Here is a 21789-nt window from a genome sequence, read left to right as displayed (position 1 = left end):
CGGCCCGCGCGGGCCGCGCCGGTCAGCGGGGCGCCACCAGGGACTCCCCCGGGTTGCGCAGCCCTTCGGCCGCGTCCGACACACGCCGGATGAGGTCGAAGAACACCGTCTGCTCCTCGGCGGTCAGCGGCGCGAGGAAGATCTGGTTCATCCGGGCGGTGCGCACGGTCAGCTTGCGGTGGGTGCGTACGCCCTCTTCCGTGAGACGCAGCAGGAAGCGGCGGCCGTCCTGCGGGTCACGGACCTTGTCGAGCAGTCCGCGCCGGATGAGCCGGCTGATCACCTCGGCGATGGTGGACCGGTCGAGTCCCACCCGCTCCCCCACCGTGCGCTGGTCCAGCCCGGGTTCGGCGACGAGTGTGTTGAGGACCGCGTACTGGGGCGAGGTGATCTCCTCGGAGACCATCGTGTTCCACAGCAGGTAGTGCGCCTGCTGGAGCCGCCGGGCCAGGTGCCCGGGGTGGGTGGTGAGGTCGGCCGCCGCCATGTGCACCCCTCGGTCGTTTTCGTTGGTGCACTGAACAATACCGACCCGCTCCCCGGCTGTCTGCCGACTGCGCAGGCGACCGGAGGCACATACTCCGAGGTCTTGACGCCCCGCTGTGGCGATGGCAGCGTGAAAGGAGCTTCACGGAAATACTCAGTGCGCTGACTAATTATGGTCGAGGCGCTCGGAAGAGATGGGGCTTCCCGGATGGACAAGGTGGTCGCCACAGCCCTGGAGGCGGTGGCCGATGTGCCGGACGGTGCGTCGCTCGCGGTGGGCGGTTTCGGGCTGAGCGGTGTGCCGAACGTGCTGATCCAGGCGCTGTACGAGCGCGGGGTGGCCGGGGTCTCGGTGGTCTCCAACAACTGCGGGGCGATGGAGTCGGGCCTCGCGGTCCTGCTCGCCGCGGGCCGGATCGCCCGGGTGACGGGCTCCTACATCGGTGCGAACAAGGAGTTCGCGCGGCAGTACCTGGCCGGGGAGCTGGAGGTCGAGCTGATCCCGCAGGGCACGCTGGCCGAGCGGCTGCGGGCCGGCGGTGCCGGGATCCCCGCCTTCTACACCCCGGCCGGGGTGGGCACCCAGGTCGCCGACGGCGGTCTGCCGTGGCGCTATGACGGTGAGGGCGGGGTCGCGCTGGCCTCGCCGCCCAAGGAGGTCCGGGAGTTCGACGGTACGGAGTACGTGCTGGAGCGCGGGATCCGTACCGACTTCGCCCTGGTCCGGGCGGCGAAGGGCGACCGGCACGGCAACCTGGTCTTCAACAAGTCCTCCCGCAACTTCAACCCCCTCGCCGCGATGGCCGGGCGGGTGACGATCGCCGAGGTGGAGGAACTGGTGGAGCCCGGCGAGATCGATCCGGACGCGGTGCATCTGCCCGGCATCTTCGTGCGGCGGGTGCTCGCGCTCACCCCTGAGCAGGCGGCGGACAAGAAGATCGAGCGGCGGACGGTGAGCGACTGATGGCCTGGACGCGTGAACAGATGGCCGCGCGGGCCGCGCGCGAGCTGCGGGACGGCCAGTACGTCAATCTCGGCATCGGCCTGCCCACGCTGATCCCGAACTACCTGCCGCCGGGCGTGGAGGTGGTGCTGGAGTCGGAGAACGGCATCCTGGGCACCGGCCCCTACCCCACCGAGGACACCGTCGACCCGGACCTGATCAACGCCGGCAAGGAGACCGTGACGGTCCTGCCGGGCGCGTCCTTCTTCGACTCGGCGCTGTCCTTCTCGATGATCCGGGGCGGGCACATCGACGTCGCGGTACTGGGCGCCATGCAGGTGTCCGAGCGGGGCGACCTGGCGAACTGGGCGATCCCCGGCAAGCTGATCACCGGTATCGGCGGGGCCATGGACCTGGTGCACGGCGCCCGTACGGTCGTCGTCGTCATGACCCACACCGCCAAGGACGGCTCCCCCAAGATCCTCACCGAGTGCGCCCTGCCGCTGACCGGCAAGGGGTGCGTGAACCGGATCATCACCGACCTCGGCGTCCTGGACGTCACCGAGGACGGGCTCGTCCTAGTCGAGACCGCACCGGGTGTGAGCGCCGGGGAGATCGTCACCAAGACCGACGCCGAACTGACCGTGCCGGAGGGCCTGAAGTGAAGGACGTCTACATCGTCGACGCGGTCCGCACGCCGATCGGCCGCTACAACGGCGGCCTCGCCTCGGTGCGCCCGGACGACCTGGGCGCGCACGCGATCCGCGAACTCCTCGCCCGCACACCCGAGTTGGACCCGTCGCGGATCGAGGACGTGTACTTCGGCAACGCCAACGGCGCCGGTGAGGAGAACCGCAACGTCGGCCGCATGGCCGCCCTGCTGGCGGGCCTGCCCACCTCGGTGCCGGGCGTGACCGTCAACCGGCTGTGCGCGTCCGGGCTGGAGGCGGTCATCCAGGCGGCCCGCGCGATCGCGGTCGGGGACGCCTCCATCGCCCTGGCCGGTGGCGTCGAGTCGATGACCCGGGCCCCCTATGTGCTGCCCAAGTCCGACAAGCCCTTCCCGGCCGGGCACACCGAGCTGCACTCCACCACTCTCGGCTGGCGGATGGTCAACCCGCGCATGGAGCCGCAGTGGACGATCCCGCTGGGCGAGAGCGCCGAACTCATCGCCGACAAGCACAAGATCGGCCGCGAGCAGCAGGACGAGTTCGCGCTCCGCAGCCATGAGAAGGCGGCCGAGGCTCAGCGGGCCGGTCTGTTCGAGACCGAGTTGGCGGCCGTGGCGGTCCCGCAGCGCAAGGGCGAGCCGGTCTCCTTCGCCGCCGACGAGTGTGTCCGTCCGGATGCCTCCCTGGCGACGATGGCCAAGCTGAAGCCGTCGTTCCGGACGGAGGGCGGCACGGTGACGGCGGGCAATGCCTCACCGCTCAACGACGGGGCCGCCGCGTTGCTCCTCGTCGACGAGGAGGGGCTGAGAGCCACGGGTCGCGAGCCGCTGGCCCGGATCTCCGCGACCGGCGTCAACGCCCTCGACCCGGACTACTTCGGGCTCGCTCCCGTCGAGGCCGTCAACCGGGCGCTGGCCAAGGCGGGCAAGGGGTTCGGTGACCTGTCCGTGCTGGAGCTGAACGAGGCGTTCGCGGCGCAGGTGCTGGGGTGTGTGGCCGAGTGGCCCGAGTTCGATCCCGCGATTCTCAATCCGCAGGGTGGGGCGATCGCTCTCGGGCATCCGCTGGGTGCGTCCGGGGCCCGGCTCACCGGGACGGTTGCCCATCAGCTTGCCCGGCGGGGCAGTGGCGTTGGTGTCGCCACGCTTTGTATCGGCGTGGGCCAGGGGCTTGCGCTTGTTCTGGAGCGTTGAGCGTTCGGCCGCGGGCCGTATGTGGCTCGTCGCGCAGTTCCCCGCGCCCCTAAGGGGGCGAGAACCCCACGAACCTTTTCAGGGAACCCCATGACTCTCACTCAGCACGACATCGATCAGGAGATCGCGGCCGAGCGCGCCGCGTACGAGAAGCGGCTCGCCGAGGGCGGGCCCGTCGAGCACCAGCCGCGGCGGGACTACGCGCCGTACCGCTCCTCGGTGCTCCGGCACCCCAAGCAGCCGCCGGTCACCATCGACGTCAGCAAGGATCCGGAGCTGGTGGAGCTGTCCTCCCCGGCGTTCGGGGAGCGGGACATCACCGAAATAGACTGTGACCTCACTCGGCAGCACGACGGTGAGCCGATCGGTGAGCGCATCACCGTCTCCGGCCGGCTGCTGGACCGCGACGGCCGCCCGGTGCGCGGCCAGCTCGTGGAGATATGGCAGGCCAACTCGGCGGGCCGCTACGCCCATCAGCGTGAGCAGCACGACGCCCCGCTGGACCCGAACTTCACCGGCGTGGGCCGCACGCTGACCGACGCCGAGGGCCACTACCGCTTCACCACCGTCCAGCCGGGCCCGTACCCGTGGCGCCAGCACGTCAACGCCTGGCGGCCGGCCCACATCCACTTCTCGCTCTTCGGCTCGGCGTTCACCCAGCGGCTCGTGACGCAGATGTACTTCCCGAGCGACCCGCTGTTCCCCTACGACCCGATCATCCAGTCGGTGACGGACGACGCGGCCCGGCAGCGGCTGGTCGCGACATACGACCACAGCCTGTCGGTGCCGGAGTTCTCGATGGGCTACCACTGGGACATCGTGCTCGACGGGCCGCAGGCCACCTGGATCGAAGAAGGGCGCTGACCTGCCATGACGAAGATCGACACCAGCAGGCCCGAGAGCGTGCTGCCCACCCCCTCGCACACCGTCGGCCCGTTCTACGGCCACGCCCTGCCGTTCCGCGGCGGTGAGGACATCGCGCCCGCCGGGCATCCGGACACGGTCACCGTGCACGGGTACGTCCTCGACGGCGAGGGCAATGCGCTGCCGGACGCCCTGATCGAACTGTGGGGGCCGGACCCGGACGGCAACCTGGCGACGGCCGACGGTTCGATGCGGCGCGACCCGGCGTCGGGCGGCTTCCTGGGGCGCAACGGCGTGGAGTTCACGGGCTGGGGACGGATCCAGACCGACGCGAACGGCCACTGGTACGCACGCACCCTGCGGCCCGGCGCACGCGGGCGGAACGCGCCGTACCTCAGCGTGTGCGTCTTCGCGCGTGGGCTCCTGCTGCATCTGTACACCCGGATCTATCTGCCGGGCGATGTGGCCGTGCTGGCCGCCGACCCCTTGCTGTCCCAGCTGGAGGACGGGCGCCGCGACACGCTGATCGCCGTGGAGGAGGCGCGCGGCACGTACCGTTTCGACATCCGCCTTCAGGGCGAAGGCGAGACGGTCTTCCTGGAGTTCCAGTGACAGCTGCGCACGGCGACACCGGCCTGCTCGCCCCCGGGTGGGCCGATTCGGCGGCCGCGTCCGCGACGAGTGACCAGGCGTATCTGCGGGCGCTGCTCGACGCGGAGGCCGCGCTGACCCGGGCCCAGGCCTCGCTGGGGCTCGCCCCCGCCGAGGCGGCGACGGCGGTGACCGAGGCGGCTACGGGTTCCTTCGACGTAAGGACCCTCGCCGAGCGGGCCCGCTCGGGCGGCAACCCCGTCATCCCGCTGGTCGCTGAGCTGACGAAGGCCGTCGGCGAGGAGTACGGCCCCTACGTCCACCGGGGCGCGACCAGCCAGGACATCATGGACACGGCGACGATGCTGGTCGCCGCGCGGACCCTGGACCCGGTCCTCACCGACCTCGGACGCACCGAGCGGGGCCTCGCCCGGCTGGCCGCCGAGCACCGCGACACCGCGATGCCGGGGCGGACGCTCACCCAGCACGCCGTACCGACGACCTTCGGGCTGAAGGCGGCCGGATGGCGGGCGCTGGTCCTCGACGCGCGGGACCGCACGACGGCCGTACGGGACTCACTGCCCGCCCAACTCGGCGGCGCGGCAGGCACGTTGGCCGCCTTCGGGGCGTACGGCGCGAGCGATCCGACCGGACTGCCGACGGTGTACGCCCGTGAACTCGGCCTCAGGGCACCCGATCTGCCCTGGCACACCCTGCGGACGCCCGTCGCCGATCTCGCCGGGTGCCTCGCCTTCACGGCGGGCGCGCTCGGCAAGATCGCCGTGGACGTCCTCACCCTGTCGCGCACCGAGATCGCCGAGGTCGCGGAGGGCAGCGGCGGGGGCTCGTCCGCCATGCCGCACAAGTCCAACCCCGTACGGTCCACCCTCATCGCCTCCGCCGCACGCCGGGCCCCGCAGCTCGCGGCCACGCTGTACGGCTCGCTGGCCGCGGAGGACGAGCGGCCGGCCGGGTCCTGGCACGCCGAGTGGGAACCGCTGCGGGATCTGCTGCGGCTGGTCGGCGGGGCCGCCCGGGACGCGGTGGAGCTGGCGGAGGGACTGCGGGTCAGGTCCGAGGTCATGCGTGAACACCTGGACCTGACCGGCGGGTTGATCGTGTCCGAGCGGCTCTCCGCCGAGCTGGCCCCGGTGCTGGGACGCGCCCGCGCCAAGGAACTCCTCACCCGGCTGGCCGCCGAGGGGCGCCCGCTCTCCGAGGCACCGGAGCTGGCGGACGTCGACCTCGACCCCACCCACTACACCGGCTCCGCCGGAGCCCTCACCGACCGTGCTCTGGAGCGACGTTGACACTCCTGAACCATCACACCGAAGGGCCCGCTTCCGCTCCCCCGCTGCTGCTCGGCCCCTCCCTCGGCACGTCGTACGCCCTGTGGGACAAGGTGGCGCCCGAGCTGTCGATCACCCATCGGGTGGTCCGCTGGGATCTGCCGGGGCACGGCGGTTCGGCGGCCGAGCTCATCGGGGCGGGCGCGACGGTCGCCGACCTCGCCGGTCCGGTGCTGGCGCTCGCCGACTCGCTCGGCATCGAACGGTTCGCGTACGCGGGTGTGTCGCTGGGCGGGGCCGTGGGGCTGCATCTCGCGGTGCACCATCCGGAGCGGCTGTCGTCGCTCGCCGTGATCTGCTCGTCGGCGCACTTCAACGGCCGCGGGCCGTGGGAGCAACGAGCCGCGCTGGTACGGCGGGAGGGGCTGGCCGAGCTGGCGGACGGCGCGGACGCGCGCTGGTTCACGTCCGGGTTCACCGTGCCGGAACTGGTGCGGGACCACCGGGACGCCGACCCGGACGCGTACGCCGCGTGCTGTGACGCGCTCGCCGCGTTCGATCTGCGGGACCGGCTGCCCGAGATCGCCGTACCGACGCTGCTGGTCGCCGGCCGCGAGGATCCGGCGACGCCGCCCGCGCATCTGCGGGAGATCGCCGACGCGGTGCCGGGCTCGACGCTCGTGGAACTCCCGGGCGCCTCGCACCTGGCGCCGGCCCAGTGCCCGGAAGCGGTGCTGACCGCGCTGCGGGCCCACTTCGGCGGGCCCGCCGGACGCGGGATGGAGGTGCGGCGCGAGGTGCTCGGCGACACCCACGTCGACCGCGCCCAGTCCAGGCAGACGCCCTTCACCGCACGCTTCCAGGACTTCATCTCGCGCTACGCCTGGGGCGAGATCTGGACCGACCCGACGCTGTCGCGCCGCGAGCGCAGCATGATCACCCTCACCGCGCTGGTCGCGCACGGCCACTACGACGAGCTGGCCATGCACGTCCGGGCGGCCCGCCGCAACGGGCTCACACCCGAGGAGATCGGCGCGGTGCTGCTGCAGACGGCCGTGTACTGCGGGGTGCCGGCGGCGAACTCGGCGTTCGCGACGGCCCAGCGGGTGCTGGCCGAAGAGGACCCCGCCGGAGGGTAGCTACGCCGGTCCGACGCCGGCCTCGATCACGGCCCGCGCCCGCTCCGCCAGTCCGTCCGCGCCGCACGAGACCGCCAGGTCCAGACCGCGTTCGAGGTCGCTCACCGAGCGGGCGGCGATGCCGTACTCGATGCGGGCCGCCGCGTGCTCGTACTGGCAGGGCGACGCCTCCAGGTAGGTGACGGCCTGAGCGGCGAGCCGGACCGCGCGCTGCCCGGTCTCCAGGGCGGCGGCGCAGCGCAGGGCCTCGCCGATTGCGGTGTCCGTGCCGAAGCGCTCCGCCTGCCGGCGGACGTCGACGGCGAGCCGGGCGGCACGGGCCGGGTCCTCGGTGCTGAGGGCCCGGGCGAGGTCCGCCGCCCACGGGACGAGCACGGGGTTGAGGTGGCCGCGTGCCGCCGCCGCCTTCTCGGCGGCCTCCAGTTCGTTGACGCCGTCCTTGGTGCGGCCGACGGCCAGCAGCAGCCGGCCGCGCACCGAACGCGGGTCCGGCAGGACGATGGTGGAGGGGTAGGGCGGGGCGAAGCCGTACCGTTCGGCGACCTCCCAGGCCTCCTGGACATGGCCGCGGGCGAGCAGCGTGTCGACGAGGTTGCAGGTCGCGGACCAGTACAGCGGCAGCCCGCGGCCGACGCGCTCGGCGAGGCGCAGCGACTCGCGCAGGGACGACTCCGCCTCCTTCAGACGGCCCCGCCTGCGGTGGCCGAGTCCGACGTAGGCGTGGGCGAGGGCGAGGTGGCCGCCGCTCCAGCCGGCCGTCTCGTAGGCGCGCAGGGCCTCGTTGTAGAGGGTCTCGGCGCGGTCGAGGCGGTCGGTGAAGGCGTACGCGTTGGCCAGCATCAGCAGCAGTTCGATGCCCCACTCGGTGTCGGTCCAGCCGAGCCCGGGGGCCAGGCGGCCGTTGACGAGGGCGCGGTCGCACAGTTCGGCGACCTCCTCCGCGTTCTCGCCGTGCATGAGGGCGTCGAAGCCGCGCAGCATGAGCAGCGCGCGTTCGGAGTTGTCCCGGCCGGTGCAGGTGGCGGCGAGGTCGGCGAGCCGCCGGGAGCGGTCGGGCGAGGTGGCCTCGCCCGCGTGGAGGCCCTCCCACATGAAGTGCACGGCCTGGAGACGCATTCGGGCGGGCCCGGGCCTCAGCCGGGCGGCCTCCGCCTCGACCGTGCGGACGGCCTCCTCCAGCTGGTCGTTGTGGAGCAGCGCCTGGGAGAGCCGGAACACGGCGTCCACCCGCTTGTCCCCGCCGAGGCCGGGCATGCCGAGCGCGGTCCGCAGATGGCCGATGGTGCGGGCGGGCGCGGTCAGGAAGGTGGCCTCGGCCAGTTCGTACAGCACGTGCGGGAGGGACTCGGGCCGGGGCGGTTCCGCCAGGGCGCGCTCCAGGCAGCGGCGGGCCGCGTCGGGGGCGCCGACGGCGAGGTGCTCGCGGGCTGCTTCGCGAAGCTGCCCCACGAGTTCCTCGTCGTCGTCCGGGTGGACCTCGAGGAGGTGGCGGGCGGCCGCGGCGGCGCCGCGTCCCTCGTCGGTGACGATCCGGGCGGCTATGCCGTGCATGGCGGTGCACAGGGCGTCGGGTATGGAGTTGTAGACGGCGGTGGCGATCAGCGGGTGGACGAACTCCAGGTCGCCGTCGGCGCTGCGGCCGGTCGCGGGGTCGGGTGTGGTGAGGATGCGGGCGGTGCGCAGCAGTTCGGCGCAGCGGCGGGCTTCGCCGGGGCCCAGGGTGGCGAGCTTGGCGACCAGGCCGGTGGAGATGCCGGTGCCGAGGATGGCGGCGGCCCAGGCGAACCGTGTGGCGTCGATGCCGAGTTCCTCCAGGCGGGCGACGAGGCCGCCGCCCCGGGCCGAGCGGTTCAGTTCGCGCAGTTCCCCGGCCCGGGCCTCGACCGGTTCGAGTTCGCTGTCCTGGACCTTGGCGAGGAGTTCGACGGTCTCGTAGGGGTTGCCCGCGGTGACGGCCCAGACCTCGCGGCAGAACGCGGCGTCGGCGTGCGGGCCGAGGGTGGCGCGGGTGAGTCCGGCCGTCGCGTCCGGGGTGAGGGCGCTCAGGGTCGCGACGGGTCCGTCCGCGGCGGCGGCGACGGTGTCGAGGTGGCGGGCGCTGGTGCCGGAGACCTCGCCGGGTCGGCGGGTGACCACGACCAGCACGGACATCTCGTCGAGGCGCTCGGTGAGCCCGGCGAGCCAGTGCAGGGTCTCCTGGTCGGCCCAGTGGGCGTCGTCGATCAGCAGCACCAGCGGCCAGTCCCGGCGGGCGAGCCGGCGCACGGCGACGACCAGTCCGTCGCACACGCCCTGCGGGTCGGCCTGCCGGTCGCCGGGTTCCGCGATGCCGAGGGCGGGGCCGGCGATGTCGTACCAGTCGCCGAGGTATTCGCGCGCCTCCTCCGGCAGCATCGACACCAGTGCCGGCTGCAGCAACTGCCGTACCACGTTGAAGGGGACCGACCGGAGGGTCTCTCCGCCGCGGGCCGACCAGACCGTGCAGCCGCGGGCCTCGGCGATGCGGCGGGTTTCGGCCAGCAGCGTGGTCTTGCCGAGTCCGGCCTCGCCCCGGAAGACCAGCAGTCCGCCGGACGAGGAGCGGTCCGCGCACAGGCTCTCGACCGCCCGCGCGACGGCGGCGACTTCCTCGTCGCGCTCCCAAAGGGAAGCCGAGGGGCCGGCCGTGGGCCGTACCTCCGTCATCCCGCTACCTCCCCAAGTCGCCCGAACGACGTACAGACGTCGAGCGTAGCCGTCCGATTGCCTGAGTGGAGGACGGTCCGGGCACCTGTTGCCGTGACGGGTGAAGCCGACGGTGACCCGACGACGCAATCGGCCCGTCACCAGCCGCCTTCGGGTCAACAGGGCACAACGGTACGGGAGGTGACGTTCATTCACCAGGGACGGGACACACGGCGCGGCCGGCGGGCGCTGGTCGCGGGGTCGGTGGGGAATCTCATCGAGTGGTACGAGTTCGGCGTCTACGGCTACTTCGCGACGATCATCGCGGCGCGGTTCTTCACGCCGGAGGGCGGCAGCGAGATCGAGGCTCTGGTGAAGACGTACGCGTCGTTCGCGCTCGCGTTCTTCTTCCGACCGGTCGGGGCGGCGCTTTTCGGCCGTCTCGGGGACCGCGTCGGCCGTCGGCCGGTGCTGGTCCTGGTGATCACGCTGATGACGGTGGCGACGACGCTGATCGGCGTGCTGCCGACGTACGCGCAGGCGGGTGCGCTCGCGCCCTGGCTGCTCACGCTCCTGCGAGTGCTCCAAGGGCTGTCGGCCGGTGGGGAGTTCGGCGGGGCGGTGTCGGTGATGACGGAGTTCGCTCCGCCGGGGCGGCGGGGGCTGTACGGGTCGTGGCAGTCGTTCACGGTCGCACTGGGGCTGCTGGGCGGTGCGGGCGCCGCGGCGCTGCTCGCCACCGTGCTGACCGAGGAGCAGCTCGGCGCGTGGGGCTGGCGGCTGCCGTTCCTGCTGACGCTGCCGCTGGGGCTCGGGGCGCTGTGGCTGAGACTGCGGCTGGACGAGACACCGGAGTTCGTGGCGGAGCGGTCGCGGGAGAGGCCTCCCCCGGGCGAGGTCGCGAGGGCGATCCTGCTGGGCGCGGGGCGGATCATGGGCTGGGCCGCGGCCGGCTACACGTTCCTCGTCGTGCTGCCGTCGTATCTGCAGGGTTCGCTGGGCGCGACCTTCCAGCAGGCGCTGGTCGCCACCGTGCTGGCCAATCTGGGCTTCGCGGTGACGATCGTGCCGGCGGGGCTGCTCAGTGACCTGCTCGGCCGGCGGGCGGTGATGCTGACGGGCGCGGTGCTGGTCGTGGCCCTCTCGGTGCCGTTGCTCAACCTTCTGCAGGATCCCGGCGTTTCGAACACCGTGAAGGGTGTGGCGGTGTGCGGCGCGGGTGCCGTGGTGGGACTGATGGCGGGGCCGGGCCCGGCGATGCTGTCGGAGATGTTCCCGGCGCGGGTGCGGTACACGGGCCTGGGACTCGCCTACGCGCTGTCCAATGCGGTGTTCTCGGGGTGCGCCGGGCTCATCATCACGGAGACGATCGAGCGGACGGGGAGTGTGGACATCCCCGCGTACTACGTGGCGACGGCGTGCGCGGTGAGCGTACCGGCCCTGCTCACGCTGCCCTCGCGGCGGGTGCGCGGGGCGAAGGCGGTGGAGGAGAGGACCGGTTGAGGCGATGCGGGTGATCGGCCTGATGTCCGGCACGTCGTACGACGCGATCGACGCGGCGGCGGCCGAGCTGGACCTCGTCGGTGACAGCCTGGTGCTGAAGCCGCTCGGCATGGTGAGCGAGGCGTACGACGGCGCACTGCGCGAGACCCTGTCGGCCGCCCTGCCGCCGGGGACCACCACCCTGGGCGAGGTGTGCCGACTGAACACCCGGATCGGGCAGGCCTTCGCGGCGGCGGCGCTCCGGGCCGACCGGGAACTGTGCGAGGGGCGGGCCGAGTCGGTGGCCTCGCACGGGCAGACCGTGTACCACTGGGTCGCCGAGGGGGAGGTCCACGGCACGCTCCAGCTGGGGCAGCCGGCCTGGATCGCCGAGGCGACCGGGCTGCCGGTCGTCGCCGACTTCCGGCCGCGTGACATCGCCGTCGGCGGGCAGGGCGCGCCGCTGGTCAGCCTGGTCGACCAGCTGTGGCTGCGCGGCCGGCCGGGCCGGCCCGTGGCACTCAACGTCGGCGGTATCGCCAACCTCACCGCGCCCGACGGGACCGCCTACGACACCGGGCCGGGCTGCGCGCTGATCGACGCGGCGGCGCGGGGGTTCAGCGGCGGGGCGCTGTCCTACGACACGGACGGGGCCCTGGCCGCTCGCGGCCGGGTGCACGGGCCGCTGCTGGAACGGCTGCTCCAGGAGCCGTACTACGCGCTGCCCGCGCCCAAGACGACGGGCAAGGAACTCTTCCATCTCGGTCATCTGCGGGACGCGCTGGCCGGGTTCGGGACGCTGCCCGCCGAGGACGTCGTCGCCACGCTGACAATGCTCACGGCCCGGACCGTGGCGGACGCCGTGCGGGCGGTGGGCGCGACGGAGGTGATCGCCTCCGGCGGCGGGACGCGCAACCCGGTGCTGATGAGGATGCTCGGGGAGCTGCTGCCCGGGGTTCCGGTGCGCGCCTCGGACGAACTGGGGCTGCCGTCCGGGGCGAAGGAGGCCTACGCCTTCGCCGTCCTGGGGTTCCTGACCCTGCACGGCCTGCCGGGCACCTCGCCCGCGAGCACCGGTGCGCTGCATCCGAGCGTGCTCGGTTCGGTGACCCCGGGCCGGGACGGACTGCGCCTGCCACCACCCGCCCGCCTTCCGCCGACCCGCTTGATCCTGGAATGACCGATCCTGGTCGACTCCTCTCATGCCTCTTTCACCGACGCCTCATACGGTGGGGGCATGACGCAGGAGACTCCTTCCGGGTGGTACCCGGACCCCGGCCAGAAAAGTGACGGGCCCGCCACCGAACGCTGGTGGGACGGCAAGGCCTGGACGGCCAGCATCCGTCGGGCCCAGCCGCCGACGCCTCCGGCGGCCGAGGAGGGTTCGGCTTCCGCGGGAGACCCTCGCGAGCACGCCGGTTCGGCCACCACGAGCGAACCCACCGCACCGGAGCCTGCGGCTGCGACGAACTCGGGCGCCACGGGCCCTGCCGGGGGCTCGGCCGCCACGGACAGCTCGGCCGCTGCGGGCGATCACGCCCCTACGGCGGGCTCGGGCGCTCCGAGCCCTGCCGGGAACCTGGGCACCACGAACGGCCCGGCTCCCGCCGCAGACTCCGCCGCGAGGATTCCGCCCGCCGCAGAAGGCTCTGCCCCTGCGGGGGCCGCAAGCGCCGCGGACAGCTCGGCCGCTGCGGGCGATCACGCCCCTACGGCGGGCTCGGGCGCTGCGGACAGCCCGGCTCCCGCCGCAGACTCCGCCGCGGGAACTCCGGCCTCCGCAGAAGGCTCTGCCCCTGCGGGGGACTCAGGCACCGCGGACAGCTCGGGTGGCGGGGGTGATTCGACCCCGGCGGGGGATCCGACTACTGCCGCACCTCCGGACGCTGCCGCCCATGGCAGCGCCGCCGGGCACCCGGGACCTCCCGGATACCCAAGCACCAGCGGACAACCGAGCGCCCTCGGACAACCGGGCGCCACCGGACACCCCGGCGCCACCGGACACCCCGGCGCCACCGGACACCCGGGCGCCACCGCATACCCGGGGGCCACCGCATACCCGGGCACCCCCGGACAACCCCCAGGTCCGGCCCACTACCCGAACACCCCCGGATACCCGGGCGTCGGCGCATACCCCGGCTACCCCGCCGCACCCCCGGCCGCCCGGGGCAGCCGGCTGCGGATCGGGATCGCGGTCGCGGCGGCCGTCGTTGTTCTCGCGAGCATCGGTGTCGGCGTGTACGCGCTGACCGACAACGGCGGCTCGGGCGGCGGTTCGGCCACCTCGCAGGGGCCGGGCGGCCCGGGCGGAACCGGTGGTCAGGGTGGGCCGTTCGGTGGGCCGGGCGGGTCCGGAGGCAATGGCGGCTCCGGAGGTTCCGGCGGTTCCGGTGGTCAGAGCCCGTCTCCCAAGCAGTCCGAGCCGCCGAAGATCAGGAGCGGGTCGGTGACCGACTCCGTCAGCGGGATCAGCATGCCGATCCCGGAGGGCTGGTACGGCCAGGAGATCACGGTCGGCGCGCAGGTCACCTCCGACGACTCCTACAAGTGCCCCGGCGACACCTCCTCGACCTGCACGAAGGGCGGAGCCTACTCCGCACCGGCCCTGGCCCTCGGCGCCAAGGGCAGCACCGCCGAGGAGATCGCCAAGGCGGACATCTCGGCCAACGCCGAGGAGTCCTACGGCGGCAAGTCCTACGGCGGGATCACCTCGCACGACGTACTGGCCTCCAAGGCGGTGACCGTGGCCGGGCAGAAGGGCTACCTGGTCCGCTGGAAGGCCGTCACCACCAAGGGCGCCGACGGCATCGTGGAGTCGCTCGCGTTCCCCTCCCCCGCGAACGCGAAGCAGATGGTCGTCGTCCGGTTCGGCGTGGACGCCGACCAGAAGGAGTCCGTCCTCGACGACATCGCCAAGGGCATCAAGGTGTCGACGGGCAGCGGCAACGGCCAGGACGTCTGACCAGGAGCACAAGGGAACGAACGCCCCGCCCGTAACCGGTCGGCCGGGTGGGGCGCCCCCGCCGCTCACAGGGGAACCCCACCCGGCCGGGGGGTGCGCGCCGCCCCCGTCCCCACGGGTCGGCGCGGTCGGGTCACCGTCCTGTCATCCGACGGACGGCGACCCGGGTCTCATCTCAGGCCCAGAGCCGGCAGCACGGCGGCCTCCACGAACCGGACCAGATAGTCCGGGTCGGCCCACTCGCCCTCCAGGACGGGCCGTACCCGCAGGACGCCGAACATCTGTGCAGGGATGTACTCCAGCGCCGGGTGATCGGCGGGCACCTCTCCCCGCTCGACCCCGCGCCGGATGATCTCCTTCAGCGCGGCGATCTCCGGTTCGACCAGCGCCTCGCGCAACGCGCGCTGCAACTCCGGGTCCTGGGGGGCCGCGTGGGCGAGCGCCTGGAGAAGCCTGGTGTCCCGGCCCGACAGCTCCCCCGCCGCCCGGGCGGCCTCGCGCAGGTCGTCCGCGAGCGAACCGGTGTCGATACAGCGCGTCCGCCGGTGGGAGCGCAGCGCCGCCGCCACGAACTGGGGCTTGGTCTTCCACTGCCGGTAGAGCGTGGACTTGCTGCAGCGGGTGCTGGCGGCGACCCCCTCCATGGTGACGGAGTCGTAGCCGCACTCGCGGAGCTGTTCCAGCACGGCCTCGAAGAACTCCTGCTCACGCTCGGGCGTGATCTTGGAGCGGCGTGTGGCACCGACCGGCTCGGGTCGGTCGTCCGCAGCCTGCGACGTCATGGCCGTGCTCCTGGCTTCCCTCGGGCGGCCGAGAAATTCCGGCCGGCGGTGTGTTCTACGTCTATCGATACGCCAGTGTACCGGAACGCGACCGTATCGGTACACTGGCGTATCGGTACGCACTCGTACCGATAACAGCACCACCGTCACCGAGGGGGCCGGGGGATGAATGCCCGCACCGAGCCTGCGCCGGCGGGGTCCGACGCGACAGCGCGACCGCCGCACGTCATAGCCCGACCGCCGCTCGTCCGGGAGCTGCTGCTCGTCGCGGGGCTCTTCCTCGTCTACAAGTTCGGCCGACAGCTGGCCACGGGCCACACCGGCGAGGCCTTCCACAACGCGCACCGCGTGTGGGACTTCGAGCGGGCGGTCCAGCTGCCCGGCGAGGGAGCGGTGCAGTCCCTGCTGCTGCACGGCGACGGCCTGGTGCACATCGCGAACACCTACTACGCGGCCGTCCACTTCCCGGCCACCGTCGCCTTCCTGGTCTCGCTCTATCTGCGCCGCCCGGCCCACTACGTGTGGGCCCGCCGGGTCCTGGCCGCCGTCACCGCCGCCGCGCTGGCGCTGCACCTGCTGTTCCCGCTCGCCCCGCCCCGGATGCTGGCCGCGACCGGTCTGGTGGACACGGCACGGGTGTACGGGCCGTCGGTCTACGGCGACCCCGCGACCGACTCCCTCTCGAACCAGTTCGCGGCGATGCCGTCGCTGCACTTCGGCTGGGCCCTGATGGTGGCGATCGGCCTGATCGTCGCGACCCGCTCGCGATGGCGACCGCTCTGGCTGCTGCATCCGCTGCTGACGCTGCTGGTGATCGTCGGCACCGCGAACCACTACTGGCTGGACGCGATCGCGGCGACGGCCCTGCTCGGTCTCGCGCTCGCGGTGATCCCCCTGCCGCACCGCACGGCGACCACGGCCGGCCGGGCGCGGGGCAGCCTCGTACCGGCTCAGCGGGACGAGCGGGCACTCGCGGGAGCCGGCCGATGAACGCCGTCGTCGTCGCCGTCGCCCTGTCCCTCGTCTCCGCCGTCGCCTACGCGGCAGCGGCCGTCTCCCAGGAGCGGCTCGCCTCCCGCTCCCCCGGCTCGGGCGTGCTGCGGCTGCTCGGCAGCGGCGCCTGGTGGTGCTCGGTCGGACTGAACGCGTCGGCCGCGCTGCTGCACGTCGTGGCCCTGAGGTACGGGCCGCTGACCGTGGTCCAGCCGCTCGGCGCGCTCACCCTGGTCGCGGCGGTGCCCATGGGGGCGCGGCTCGCGGGACGGCGGGTGAGCGCGGTCGAGTGGAAGGGCACCGCGCTGACGCTGCTCGGACTGGGCGCGATCCTGGTCACGGCGTCCGGCCCGGCGCCCGACGATGTGCTGAGCGTTCCCGAGGCCCTGGCCGTGGCTGGTGCCACCGCAGCCCTCATCGGGATGCTGTCCCGGCCGGGCGCCCGCCCCGGGCTGCGGCACGCGAGCGCGTCCGGCATCGCGTCGGGAGTCGCCTCGGCCCTCACCCAGACCGTGACGGTGGCCGCGACGGACCGGTCGGGTCCGCTGCTGAGCGTCCAGGTGGTCGGGGTGGCGCTGCTCGTGGCGGCCTTCGCGGCCGGCGGGCTGCTGCTGTCGCAAGTGGCGTACCGGGGCGGTCTTGGCGCCCCGCTCGCGATGGTGACGCTGGCCAACCCGCTGGCCGCCGCGGTGATCGGGCTGTCGCTGCTGGGCGAACGACTGCAGGGCGGCCCGGCGGGCGTGCTGCTCGCGCTCGCCGGGGCCGGCCTGGCGTCCTGGGGCGTGGTGCTGCTCAGCAGGGCGACGCCCGTGGACCACGATCGTCCGGCGGACGACGACCATCCGGTGGCCGCCGTCCTGGCCCTGGAACCCGGCTCGGCCACGGCCGAACCGGCTTTGGTGCCCCGGCCGCACGATCCGGGGCACCTCTTCCCGGCTACCCGGTGATGATCGCCGGGTCGCTCACCCCCGGCCGGCCGTTCTCGACGTGCCCCGCGAACCGCCGCAGGAACGCCGCGTCGCCCTCGACGGTGACGGTCAGGTCGTACCAGCGGCGGCTGCGGTCGAGGTCGACGGTCCGCCGTACCGTCGCGCCCGGGCGGACGGTGACGGTCGAGGGCTTGGCGCCGTAGCGGTCGGAGAGCTTCAGCCGTGCCGTGCCGGAGCCCTTGTTGGTGAAGGTCAGTTCCACGTCGTCACCGGTGTGGCGGGCGGTGACCTCGCAGCCGGCCTTCTTGTTCGACCCCTTGAAGACCCGCACGAAGCCGTTCGGGCCGTGCACGGTCAGGTCGTAGGAGCCCGCCGAGTACGCCGAGTTCCAGGTGTCCGAGAGGGACTTGCCGGCCTCGGTGGTGTACATCCAGGGGCCGTCGGCGCGGTTGCCGGACGTGATGTGGAAGGCGGCGCCGGCCTTCCGCCCGGAGGCGAAGGCCAGGGTGAGCTTCCCGGCGGCGGCGTCGACCGAGGCGTCCACGTGCGGGGCGTACTTCAGCGGCCTGGTGCGCCGCGAGCCGCGTTCCTGCCGGGGCATGCGCGGGTCGGCGGGCGGGGCCGGCTTGTAGTCGGGGTGGCGTTCGCGGTCCTGCGGCTCGTACTCGTCGGTGCCGGGCAGCGGGACCGGCCGCGTGTCCTTGCGGGAGAAGTCGAACGCGGCCGTCAGATCACCGCAGACGGCCCGGCGCCAGGGCGAGATGTTGGGCTCGCGCACCTCGAAGCGGCGTTCCATGAACCGCAGGATCGAGGTGTGGTCGAGGGTCTCGGAGCAGACGTAGCCGCCCTTGCTCCACGGCGAGACGACCAGCATCGGGACCCGGGGCCCGAGGCCGTAGGGGCCGGCCGTCTTCTTGCTGTCGCCCGGGAAGAGGTCGAGGGAGACGTCGACGGTGGACAGGCCCCGGGAGGCGTCCTTCGGGGGCAGCGGCGGCACCACGTGGTCGAAGAAGCCGTCGTTCTCGTCGTACGTGATGAACAGGGCGGTCTTCGACCAGACCTCCGGGTTGGAGGTGAGGGCGTCCAGGACCTGGGCGATGTACCAGGCACCGTAGTTCGAGGGCCAGTTGGAGTGCTCGGAGAAGGCCTCGGGAGCGGCTATCCAGGAGATCTGCGGCAGCTTGCCCGCCTTGACGTCCGCCTTCAGCACGTCGAAGTAGCCGTCACCGGCCTTGGCGTTCGTGCCGGTGCGGGCCTTGTCGTACCAGGGGTCGCCGGGCTTCGCGTTGCGGTACTTGTTGAAGTACAGCAGCGAGTTGTCACCGTAGTTGCCGCGGTAGGCGTCCTCGATCCAGCCCCAGGAGCCCGCGGCGTCGAGGCCGTCGCCGATGTCCTGGTAGATCTTCCAGGTGACGCCGGCCTGCTCCAGGCGCTCGGGGTAGGTCGTCCAGCCGTAACCGAGCTCGGCGTTGTCGAGGACCGGGCCACCGCCGGTGCCGTCGTTGCCCGTGTAGCCGGACCACATGTAGTAGCGGTTCGGGTCGGTGGAGCCGATGAACGAGCAGTGGTAGGCGTCGCAGACGGTGAACGAGTCGGCGAGGGCGAAGTGGAAGGGGATGTCCTCGCGGGTCAGGTACGCCATGGTCGTGGTGCCCTTGGCCGGCACCCACCGGTCGTACTTGCCGCCGCGATAGGCCTGCTGGCCGTCGGGCCACGAGTGCGGCAGGCCCTCCAGGAACTGCATGCCGAGGTCGTCGGCGTCCGGGTGGAACGGCAGGAGCTCCTTGCCGTCCTTCTCCTGGTGCCAGACCGGCTTGCCGTTGTCGAGCGCGACCGGACGCGGGTCGCCGAAGCCGCGGACGCCTCTCAGGGTCCCGAAGTAGTGGTCGAAGGAACGGTTCTCCTGCATCAGGACGACGATGTGCTCGACGTCCTCGATCGACCCGGTGCGGTGGTTCGCCGGAAGCGCGGCGGCGCGCTGGATGCTGGCGGACAGCGCACTGAAGGCCGTGGTGGCACCCGCGACTTGAAGAAAGCGGCGCCGGTTTACTTCGGACATGAAGGACAGACCTCTCATCCTGAAGTGCTGGATGGCCGGAACATGACGGAATCTGCGCGGAAGGAGTGTTTCAGGGACACCAAACGCCAAGGAAGGGGCGCGTGACACTCATGTGAAAGTCGCCGGTACGGAAGGTGTGCCCGGGCGTTGGCAGGGGAGGGTGAGGGGCGTGACAGAGACGCAGACGGTTTCCCCGCCGACGAAACGGCCCGTCCGCCAGCTCCTCGCCGCCTCCGTGGGCAACGCCGTGGAGTGGTACGACTGGTACGCCTACACGTTCCTGGCGACCTTCATCGCCGACCAGGTCTTTCCCAAGAGCGCCGACAACTCGCTGGTGCCACTGCTGTCGACGTTCGCCGTGTTCGCGGTGGGCTTCTTCATGCGGCCGGTCGGCGGGCTGCTGATGGGCGCGGTCGCGGACCGGCGCGGGCGGCGGGCCGCGCTGACGGTCACCATCCTGCTGATGGGCGGCAGCAGCCTGCTGGTCGGGCTCACCCCGACCTACGCCTCGGTGGGCGTGCTGGCTCCGGTGGTCCTCGTCCTCGCCCGGCTGTTGCAGGGCCTGTCCGTGGGCGGCGAGTTCGCGGCCTCGACGACCTTCCTGGTGGAGTCGGCGGGCCCGGGCCGGCGCGGGCTGTTCTCCAGCTTCCAGTACGTGTCGACGACCGTGGGGCAGCTCGTCGCCTCCGGCATCGCCGCGCTGCTGGTGGGCACGCTGAGCGTCGGGCAGATGGACAGCTGGGGCTGGCGGGTCCCGTTCGTGCTCGGGGCGGTGCTGAGCCTGGTCGGCTTCTGGATCCGGCGGGGTGCGCAGGAGACCCGCAGCGCCGAGCAGCGGGAGGCCCCGCGCCCGGGCCTGTTCGAGGCGCTGCGCCGGCACCCGCGCGAGTCGCTCCTGATCTGCGGCATCACGGCGGGCGGCACCATCGCGTATTACACGTGGACGTCGTACCTCCCGACGTACGCCGAACTCAACGCGGGTCTCCCGAAGTCGGACGCGCTGCTCGCGGGCACGATCTCACTGGCCTTCTTCGCCCTGCTGCAGCCGCTCGGCGGGCTGCTCTCGGACCGCTTCGGCCGCCGCCCCCTGCTGCTCTTCTTCGGCCTGGGCTTCGCCCTGCTCACGGTGCCGCTGCTGCACAGCCTGCGCGACTCGTTCGCCGTGCTGCTGCTCGTGCAGTGCGCGGGCATGGTGCTGCTGACCGGTTTCACCTCGATCAGCGCGGCCGTGAACGCGGAGATCTTCCCGCCCCGGGTGCGCGCGGCCGGTATCGGCTTCCCCTACTCGCTGACGGTGGCCCTCTTCGGCGGCACGGCTCCGTACGTCGGCACCCTGTTCAAGGAGCTGGGGCACTCGGGGTTGTTCCCCTGGTATGTCGCGGTGATCTGCCTGCTGTCGTCGCTGGTGTATCTGCGGCTGCCGGAGACGGCGCACACTCCGCTGCGGCGGTGAGCGGACGGTCCGGTCATGACCAGGGTGGCCGGCCCGGCTCCCCCGCCCGCTCCTCCTCGCGCGTGCCCTCCCTGGCGCCTTCGAGAGGCCCTTCGTACTCTCCGTTGCCGGACCGGTCGGCGGCCGGCGGTCCGAGGGCCGCGGGCTCTCCCTCCGCGACCATCTCCTTGACGGCCGCCCGCTCCGGGTCGGCGACGGCGTCTGTGGGGCTGCCGACCTCCTCCAGTGTCATCTGGGCGCGGTCGTCGACGAGTCGGGTCACCAGGTGCTGGGCGGCGCCGAAGGCCGCGGCCCAGCCGAGGACCTGCGCCCTGCTGTCGAGATCGCTCAGCCCGGGGACGAAGGCGCCCCGGATCAGCAGCAGCCCGAGGAAGGCCGACAGGGCGCCGGTGGGGAACTTCAGCACCGCCGACGCCAGGGGCAGCATGTAGGGCGAGTCGGTGCCCCGGATGCGCCGCAGCGAGGCGATGACGGTGAGGGCCGCGCCGGCGAGCCCGGCGATCTCGACGGTGAGGATGTCGCGCGGCTTGGCCAGGCTGCTGGCGTCGGTACCCGCTTCGACGCCGTGGTGCTCCGCGGTGGGGCAGACGACGGTGATCTGCTCCGAAGCGCTGGGACCGGTCTGGGGCGTGAAGCACAGGCTGAGCGAGCCGGGTGAGAACCAGCCGTAGAGGGCGAGGCCCGTCACGCCGAGCAGGACGAGGAAGGTCGCGGTCCACAGGATGTTGCGCAGGCTGCGCACCCGGGCCAGTTCGTCGTCCAGGGCGCTGTACGCGGCGTCCAGGGCTCGGACCAGGAGATCCCGGTCGCTCGGTGTGATGTCGCCGGCGACGATGGGGCGCAGTCGCCGGGCGAGTCTGACGCGCCGGGGATCGTCGATGTCCAAATGCTGCTTCACCAGCGCCATGACCTCACTGGAACGGCCCGCCGCCTCCTCGTCGGAGACCAATTGAAGCAGCATCACCTCCGCGCTGCGCACATTCGACCAGACGCCCTCACGGGCCGCCGATCCCGACCACAGCCGCCGCCATCCGAAATCCTCGTCGGCGGCCGAGCGTGCCCTTTCGAGATGCCCCCGCATTCCCTCGACAAGCGTCATCCGGTCTTCCGGACAGGGCCTGCATCGTTCGTATTCCAGCTGTGCTTCGAGATAGGCGATCCGCGTCTTGGCCCGTGCGCGCCACGCGGACCGCGGCGGGTTTTTTGGCTGGGGTGCCAGGGGGGGGCGGGGGTTTTTTTTTTTTCCCTCCCAACAAGTTGGCCGCGGCGCTCTCCTCCCTCCCTCCCCT

17 protein-coding genes and 2 pseudogenes are annotated in these 21789 nt (G+C 72.5%); 14 read left to right on the top strand and 5 right to left on the bottom strand.

The genetic code is table 11. The features are described from left to right. Positions 1-22 precede the first annotated feature (22 nt). Positions 23-487: a MarR family winged helix-turn-helix transcriptional regulator gene (locus ACZ6I3_RS05540; protein WP_399016704.1), complete on the bottom strand. Its 465-nt coding sequence runs from the start codon at positions 485-487 to the stop codon at positions 23-25. A 207-nt stretch (positions 488-694) separates the two neighbouring features. Between ACZ6I3_RS05540 and ACZ6I3_RS05535 the strand changes: the two genes are divergently transcribed. The 7 genes from ACZ6I3_RS05535 (at position 695) to pcaDC (ending at position 7176) form a co-directional block, all read left to right on the top strand. After that, positions 695-1450 (top strand): CoA transferase subunit A, encoded by a 756-nt coding sequence (locus tag ACZ6I3_RS05535; RefSeq protein WP_469411976.1) that lies wholly within the window; start codon positions 695-697, stop codon positions 1448-1450. Next, entirely contained in the window at positions 1450-2094 is a 645-nt protein-coding gene (locus tag ACZ6I3_RS05530) for a CoA transferase subunit B (RefSeq protein WP_469411975.1), read from the top strand. Before ACZ6I3_RS05535 ends, ACZ6I3_RS05530 begins: the two co-directional genes overlap by 1 nt. Then, a complete protein-coding gene (locus tag ACZ6I3_RS05525; protein WP_469411973.1) occupies positions 2091-3293 on the top strand; it encodes a thiolase family protein in 1203 nt (400 codons plus the stop codon). The genes ACZ6I3_RS05530 and ACZ6I3_RS05525 overlap by 4 nt, the downstream gene beginning before the upstream one ends. A 90-nt stretch (positions 3294-3383) precedes the next feature. Continuing rightward, positions 3384-4157: a protocatechuate 3,4-dioxygenase subunit beta gene (pcaH, locus tag ACZ6I3_RS05520; RefSeq protein WP_469411971.1), complete on the top strand. Its 774-nt coding sequence runs from the start codon at positions 3384-3386 to the stop codon at positions 4155-4157. A 6-nt stretch (positions 4158-4163) separates the two neighbouring features. Continuing rightward, complete coding sequence (pcaG, locus tag ACZ6I3_RS05515) at positions 4164-4769, top strand: protocatechuate 3,4-dioxygenase subunit alpha (RefSeq protein WP_469411970.1); 606 nt, start codon at positions 4164-4166, stop codon at positions 4767-4769. After that, positions 4766-6058 (top strand): 3-carboxy-cis,cis-muconate cycloisomerase, encoded by a 1293-nt coding sequence (gene pcaB, locus ACZ6I3_RS05510; RefSeq protein ID WP_469411968.1) that lies wholly within the window; start codon positions 4766-4768, stop codon positions 6056-6058. The genes pcaG and pcaB overlap by 4 nt, the downstream gene beginning before the upstream one ends. Continuing rightward, positions 6055-7176, top strand: coding sequence for a bifunctional 3-oxoadipate enol-lactonase/4-carboxymuconolactone decarboxylase PcaDC (gene pcaDC / locus ACZ6I3_RS05505; protein WP_469411966.1), 1122 nt, complete (start codon positions 6055-6057; stop codon positions 7174-7176). The genes pcaB and pcaDC overlap by 4 nt, the downstream gene beginning before the upstream one ends. Here pcaDC and ACZ6I3_RS05500 read toward each other — a convergent pair whose 3' ends face one another. Further along, positions 7177-9861 (bottom strand): ATP-binding protein, encoded by a 2685-nt coding sequence (locus ACZ6I3_RS05500; protein ID WP_469411964.1) that lies wholly within the window; start codon positions 9859-9861, stop codon positions 7177-7179. It lies immediately after the preceding gene. A 180-nt stretch (positions 9862-10041) separates the two neighbouring features. Between ACZ6I3_RS05500 and ACZ6I3_RS05495 the strand changes: the two genes are divergently transcribed. The 4 genes and pseudogenes from ACZ6I3_RS05495 to ACZ6I3_RS05480 form a co-directional block, all read left to right on the top strand. Continuing rightward, complete coding sequence (locus ACZ6I3_RS05495) at positions 10042-11343, top strand: MFS transporter (protein ID WP_469411962.1); 1302 nt, start codon at positions 10042-10044, stop codon at positions 11341-11343. Positions 11344-11347: 4 nt separating this feature from the next. Further along, positions 11348-12502 (top strand): anhydro-N-acetylmuramic acid kinase, encoded by a 1155-nt coding sequence (locus ACZ6I3_RS05490; RefSeq protein ID WP_469411960.1) that lies wholly within the window; start codon positions 11348-11350, stop codon positions 12500-12502. 57 nt (positions 12503-12559) lie between these two features. Further along, a pseudogene (locus tag ACZ6I3_RS05485) lies at positions 12560-12643 on the top strand (DUF2510 domain-containing protein); the annotation flags it as partial. A gap of 648 nt (positions 12644-13291) precedes the next feature. Further along, positions 13292-14284: pseudogene (locus ACZ6I3_RS05480) on the top strand (hypothetical protein); the annotation flags it as partial. Positions 14285-14454: 170 nt separating this feature from the next. On the opposite strand, the gene ACZ6I3_RS05475 reads toward ACZ6I3_RS05480, so the two are convergent. After that, positions 14455-15066 (bottom strand): TetR/AcrR family transcriptional regulator, encoded by a 612-nt coding sequence (locus ACZ6I3_RS05475; protein ID WP_469411959.1) that lies wholly within the window; start codon positions 15064-15066, stop codon positions 14455-14457. A 165-nt stretch (positions 15067-15231) separates the two neighbouring features. Between ACZ6I3_RS05475 and ACZ6I3_RS05470 the strand changes: the two genes are divergently transcribed. Then, entirely contained in the window at positions 15232-16056 is an 825-nt protein-coding gene (locus ACZ6I3_RS05470) for a phosphatase PAP2 family protein (protein ID WP_469411957.1), read from the top strand. Beyond that, positions 16053-17006: a DMT family protein gene (locus ACZ6I3_RS05465; protein ID WP_469411956.1), complete on the top strand. Its 954-nt coding sequence runs from the start codon at positions 16053-16055 to the stop codon at positions 17004-17006. The genes ACZ6I3_RS05470 and ACZ6I3_RS05465 overlap by 4 nt, the downstream gene beginning before the upstream one ends. Here the strand turns inward: ACZ6I3_RS05465 and ACZ6I3_RS05460 are convergent. Beyond that, entirely contained in the window at positions 16996-19047 is a 2052-nt protein-coding gene (locus ACZ6I3_RS05460) for a phosphocholine-specific phospholipase C (RefSeq protein ID WP_469411955.1), read from the bottom strand. The two genes, ACZ6I3_RS05465 and ACZ6I3_RS05460, sit on opposite strands and share 11 nt — an antisense overlap. A gap of 169 nt (positions 19048-19216) precedes the next feature. Between ACZ6I3_RS05460 and ACZ6I3_RS05455 the strand changes: the two genes are divergently transcribed. Next, on the top strand, positions 19217-20500 hold the full coding sequence (locus ACZ6I3_RS05455; protein ID WP_469411953.1) for an MFS transporter: 1284 nt from the start codon (positions 19217-19219) through the stop codon (positions 20498-20500). A gap of 13 nt (positions 20501-20513) precedes the next feature. Here the strand turns inward: ACZ6I3_RS05455 and ACZ6I3_RS05450 are convergent, their stop codons facing one another. After that, positions 20514-21599, bottom strand: a complete 1086-nt coding sequence (locus ACZ6I3_RS05450) for a hypothetical protein (RefSeq protein WP_469411951.1) — start codon at positions 21597-21599, stop codon at positions 20514-20516. Positions 21600-21789 lie beyond the last annotated feature (190 nt).

The sequence above is a fragment of the Streptomyces sp. NPDC041940 genome (assembly GCF_055589465.1).
Note: the sequence above shows the minus strand (reverse complement) of the source record. Positions and strands in the feature narration are given on the sequence as shown.

Bases quoted from the DNA above. Each gene is read 5' to 3' on its own strand.
- ACZ6I3_RS05535 (WP_469411976.1), top strand. From the start codon at position 695: ATGGACAAGGTGGTCGCCACAGCCCTGGAGGCGGTGGCCGATGTGCCG.
- pcaH (WP_469411971.1), top strand. From the start codon at position 3,384: ATGACTCTCACTCAGCACGACATCGATCAGGAGATCGCGGCCGAGCGC.
- ACZ6I3_RS05465 (WP_469411956.1), top strand. From the start codon at position 16,053: ATGAACGCCGTCGTCGTCGCCGTCGCCCTGTCCCTCGTCTCCGCCGTC.
- ACZ6I3_RS05540 (WP_399016704.1), bottom strand. From the start codon at position 487: ATGGCGGCGGCCGACCTCACCACCCACCCCGGGCACCTGGCCCGGCGG.
- pcaG (WP_469411970.1), top strand. From the start codon at position 4,164: ATGACGAAGATCGACACCAGCAGGCCCGAGAGCGTGCTGCCCACCCCC.
- ACZ6I3_RS05450 (WP_469411951.1), bottom strand. From the start codon at position 21,599: ATGACGCTTGTCGAGGGAATGCGGGGGCATCTCGAAAGGGCACGCTCG.
- ACZ6I3_RS05470 (WP_469411957.1), top strand. From the start codon at position 15,232: ATGAATGCCCGCACCGAGCCTGCGCCGGCGGGGTCCGACGCGACAGCG.
- ACZ6I3_RS05460 (WP_469411955.1), bottom strand. From the start codon at position 19,047: ATGTCCGAAGTAAACCGGCGCCGCTTTCTTCAAGTCGCGGGTGCCACC.
- ACZ6I3_RS05500 (WP_469411964.1), bottom strand. From the start codon at position 9,861: ATGACGGAGGTACGGCCCACGGCCGGCCCCTCGGCTTCCCTTTGGGAG.
- ACZ6I3_RS05530 (WP_469411975.1), top strand. From the start codon at position 1,450: ATGGCCTGGACGCGTGAACAGATGGCCGCGCGGGCCGCGCGCGAGCTG.
- ACZ6I3_RS05490 (WP_469411960.1), top strand. From the start codon at position 11,348: ATGCGGGTGATCGGCCTGATGTCCGGCACGTCGTACGACGCGATCGAC.
- ACZ6I3_RS05475 (WP_469411959.1), bottom strand. From the start codon at position 15,066: ATGACGTCGCAGGCTGCGGACGACCGACCCGAGCCGGTCGGTGCCACA.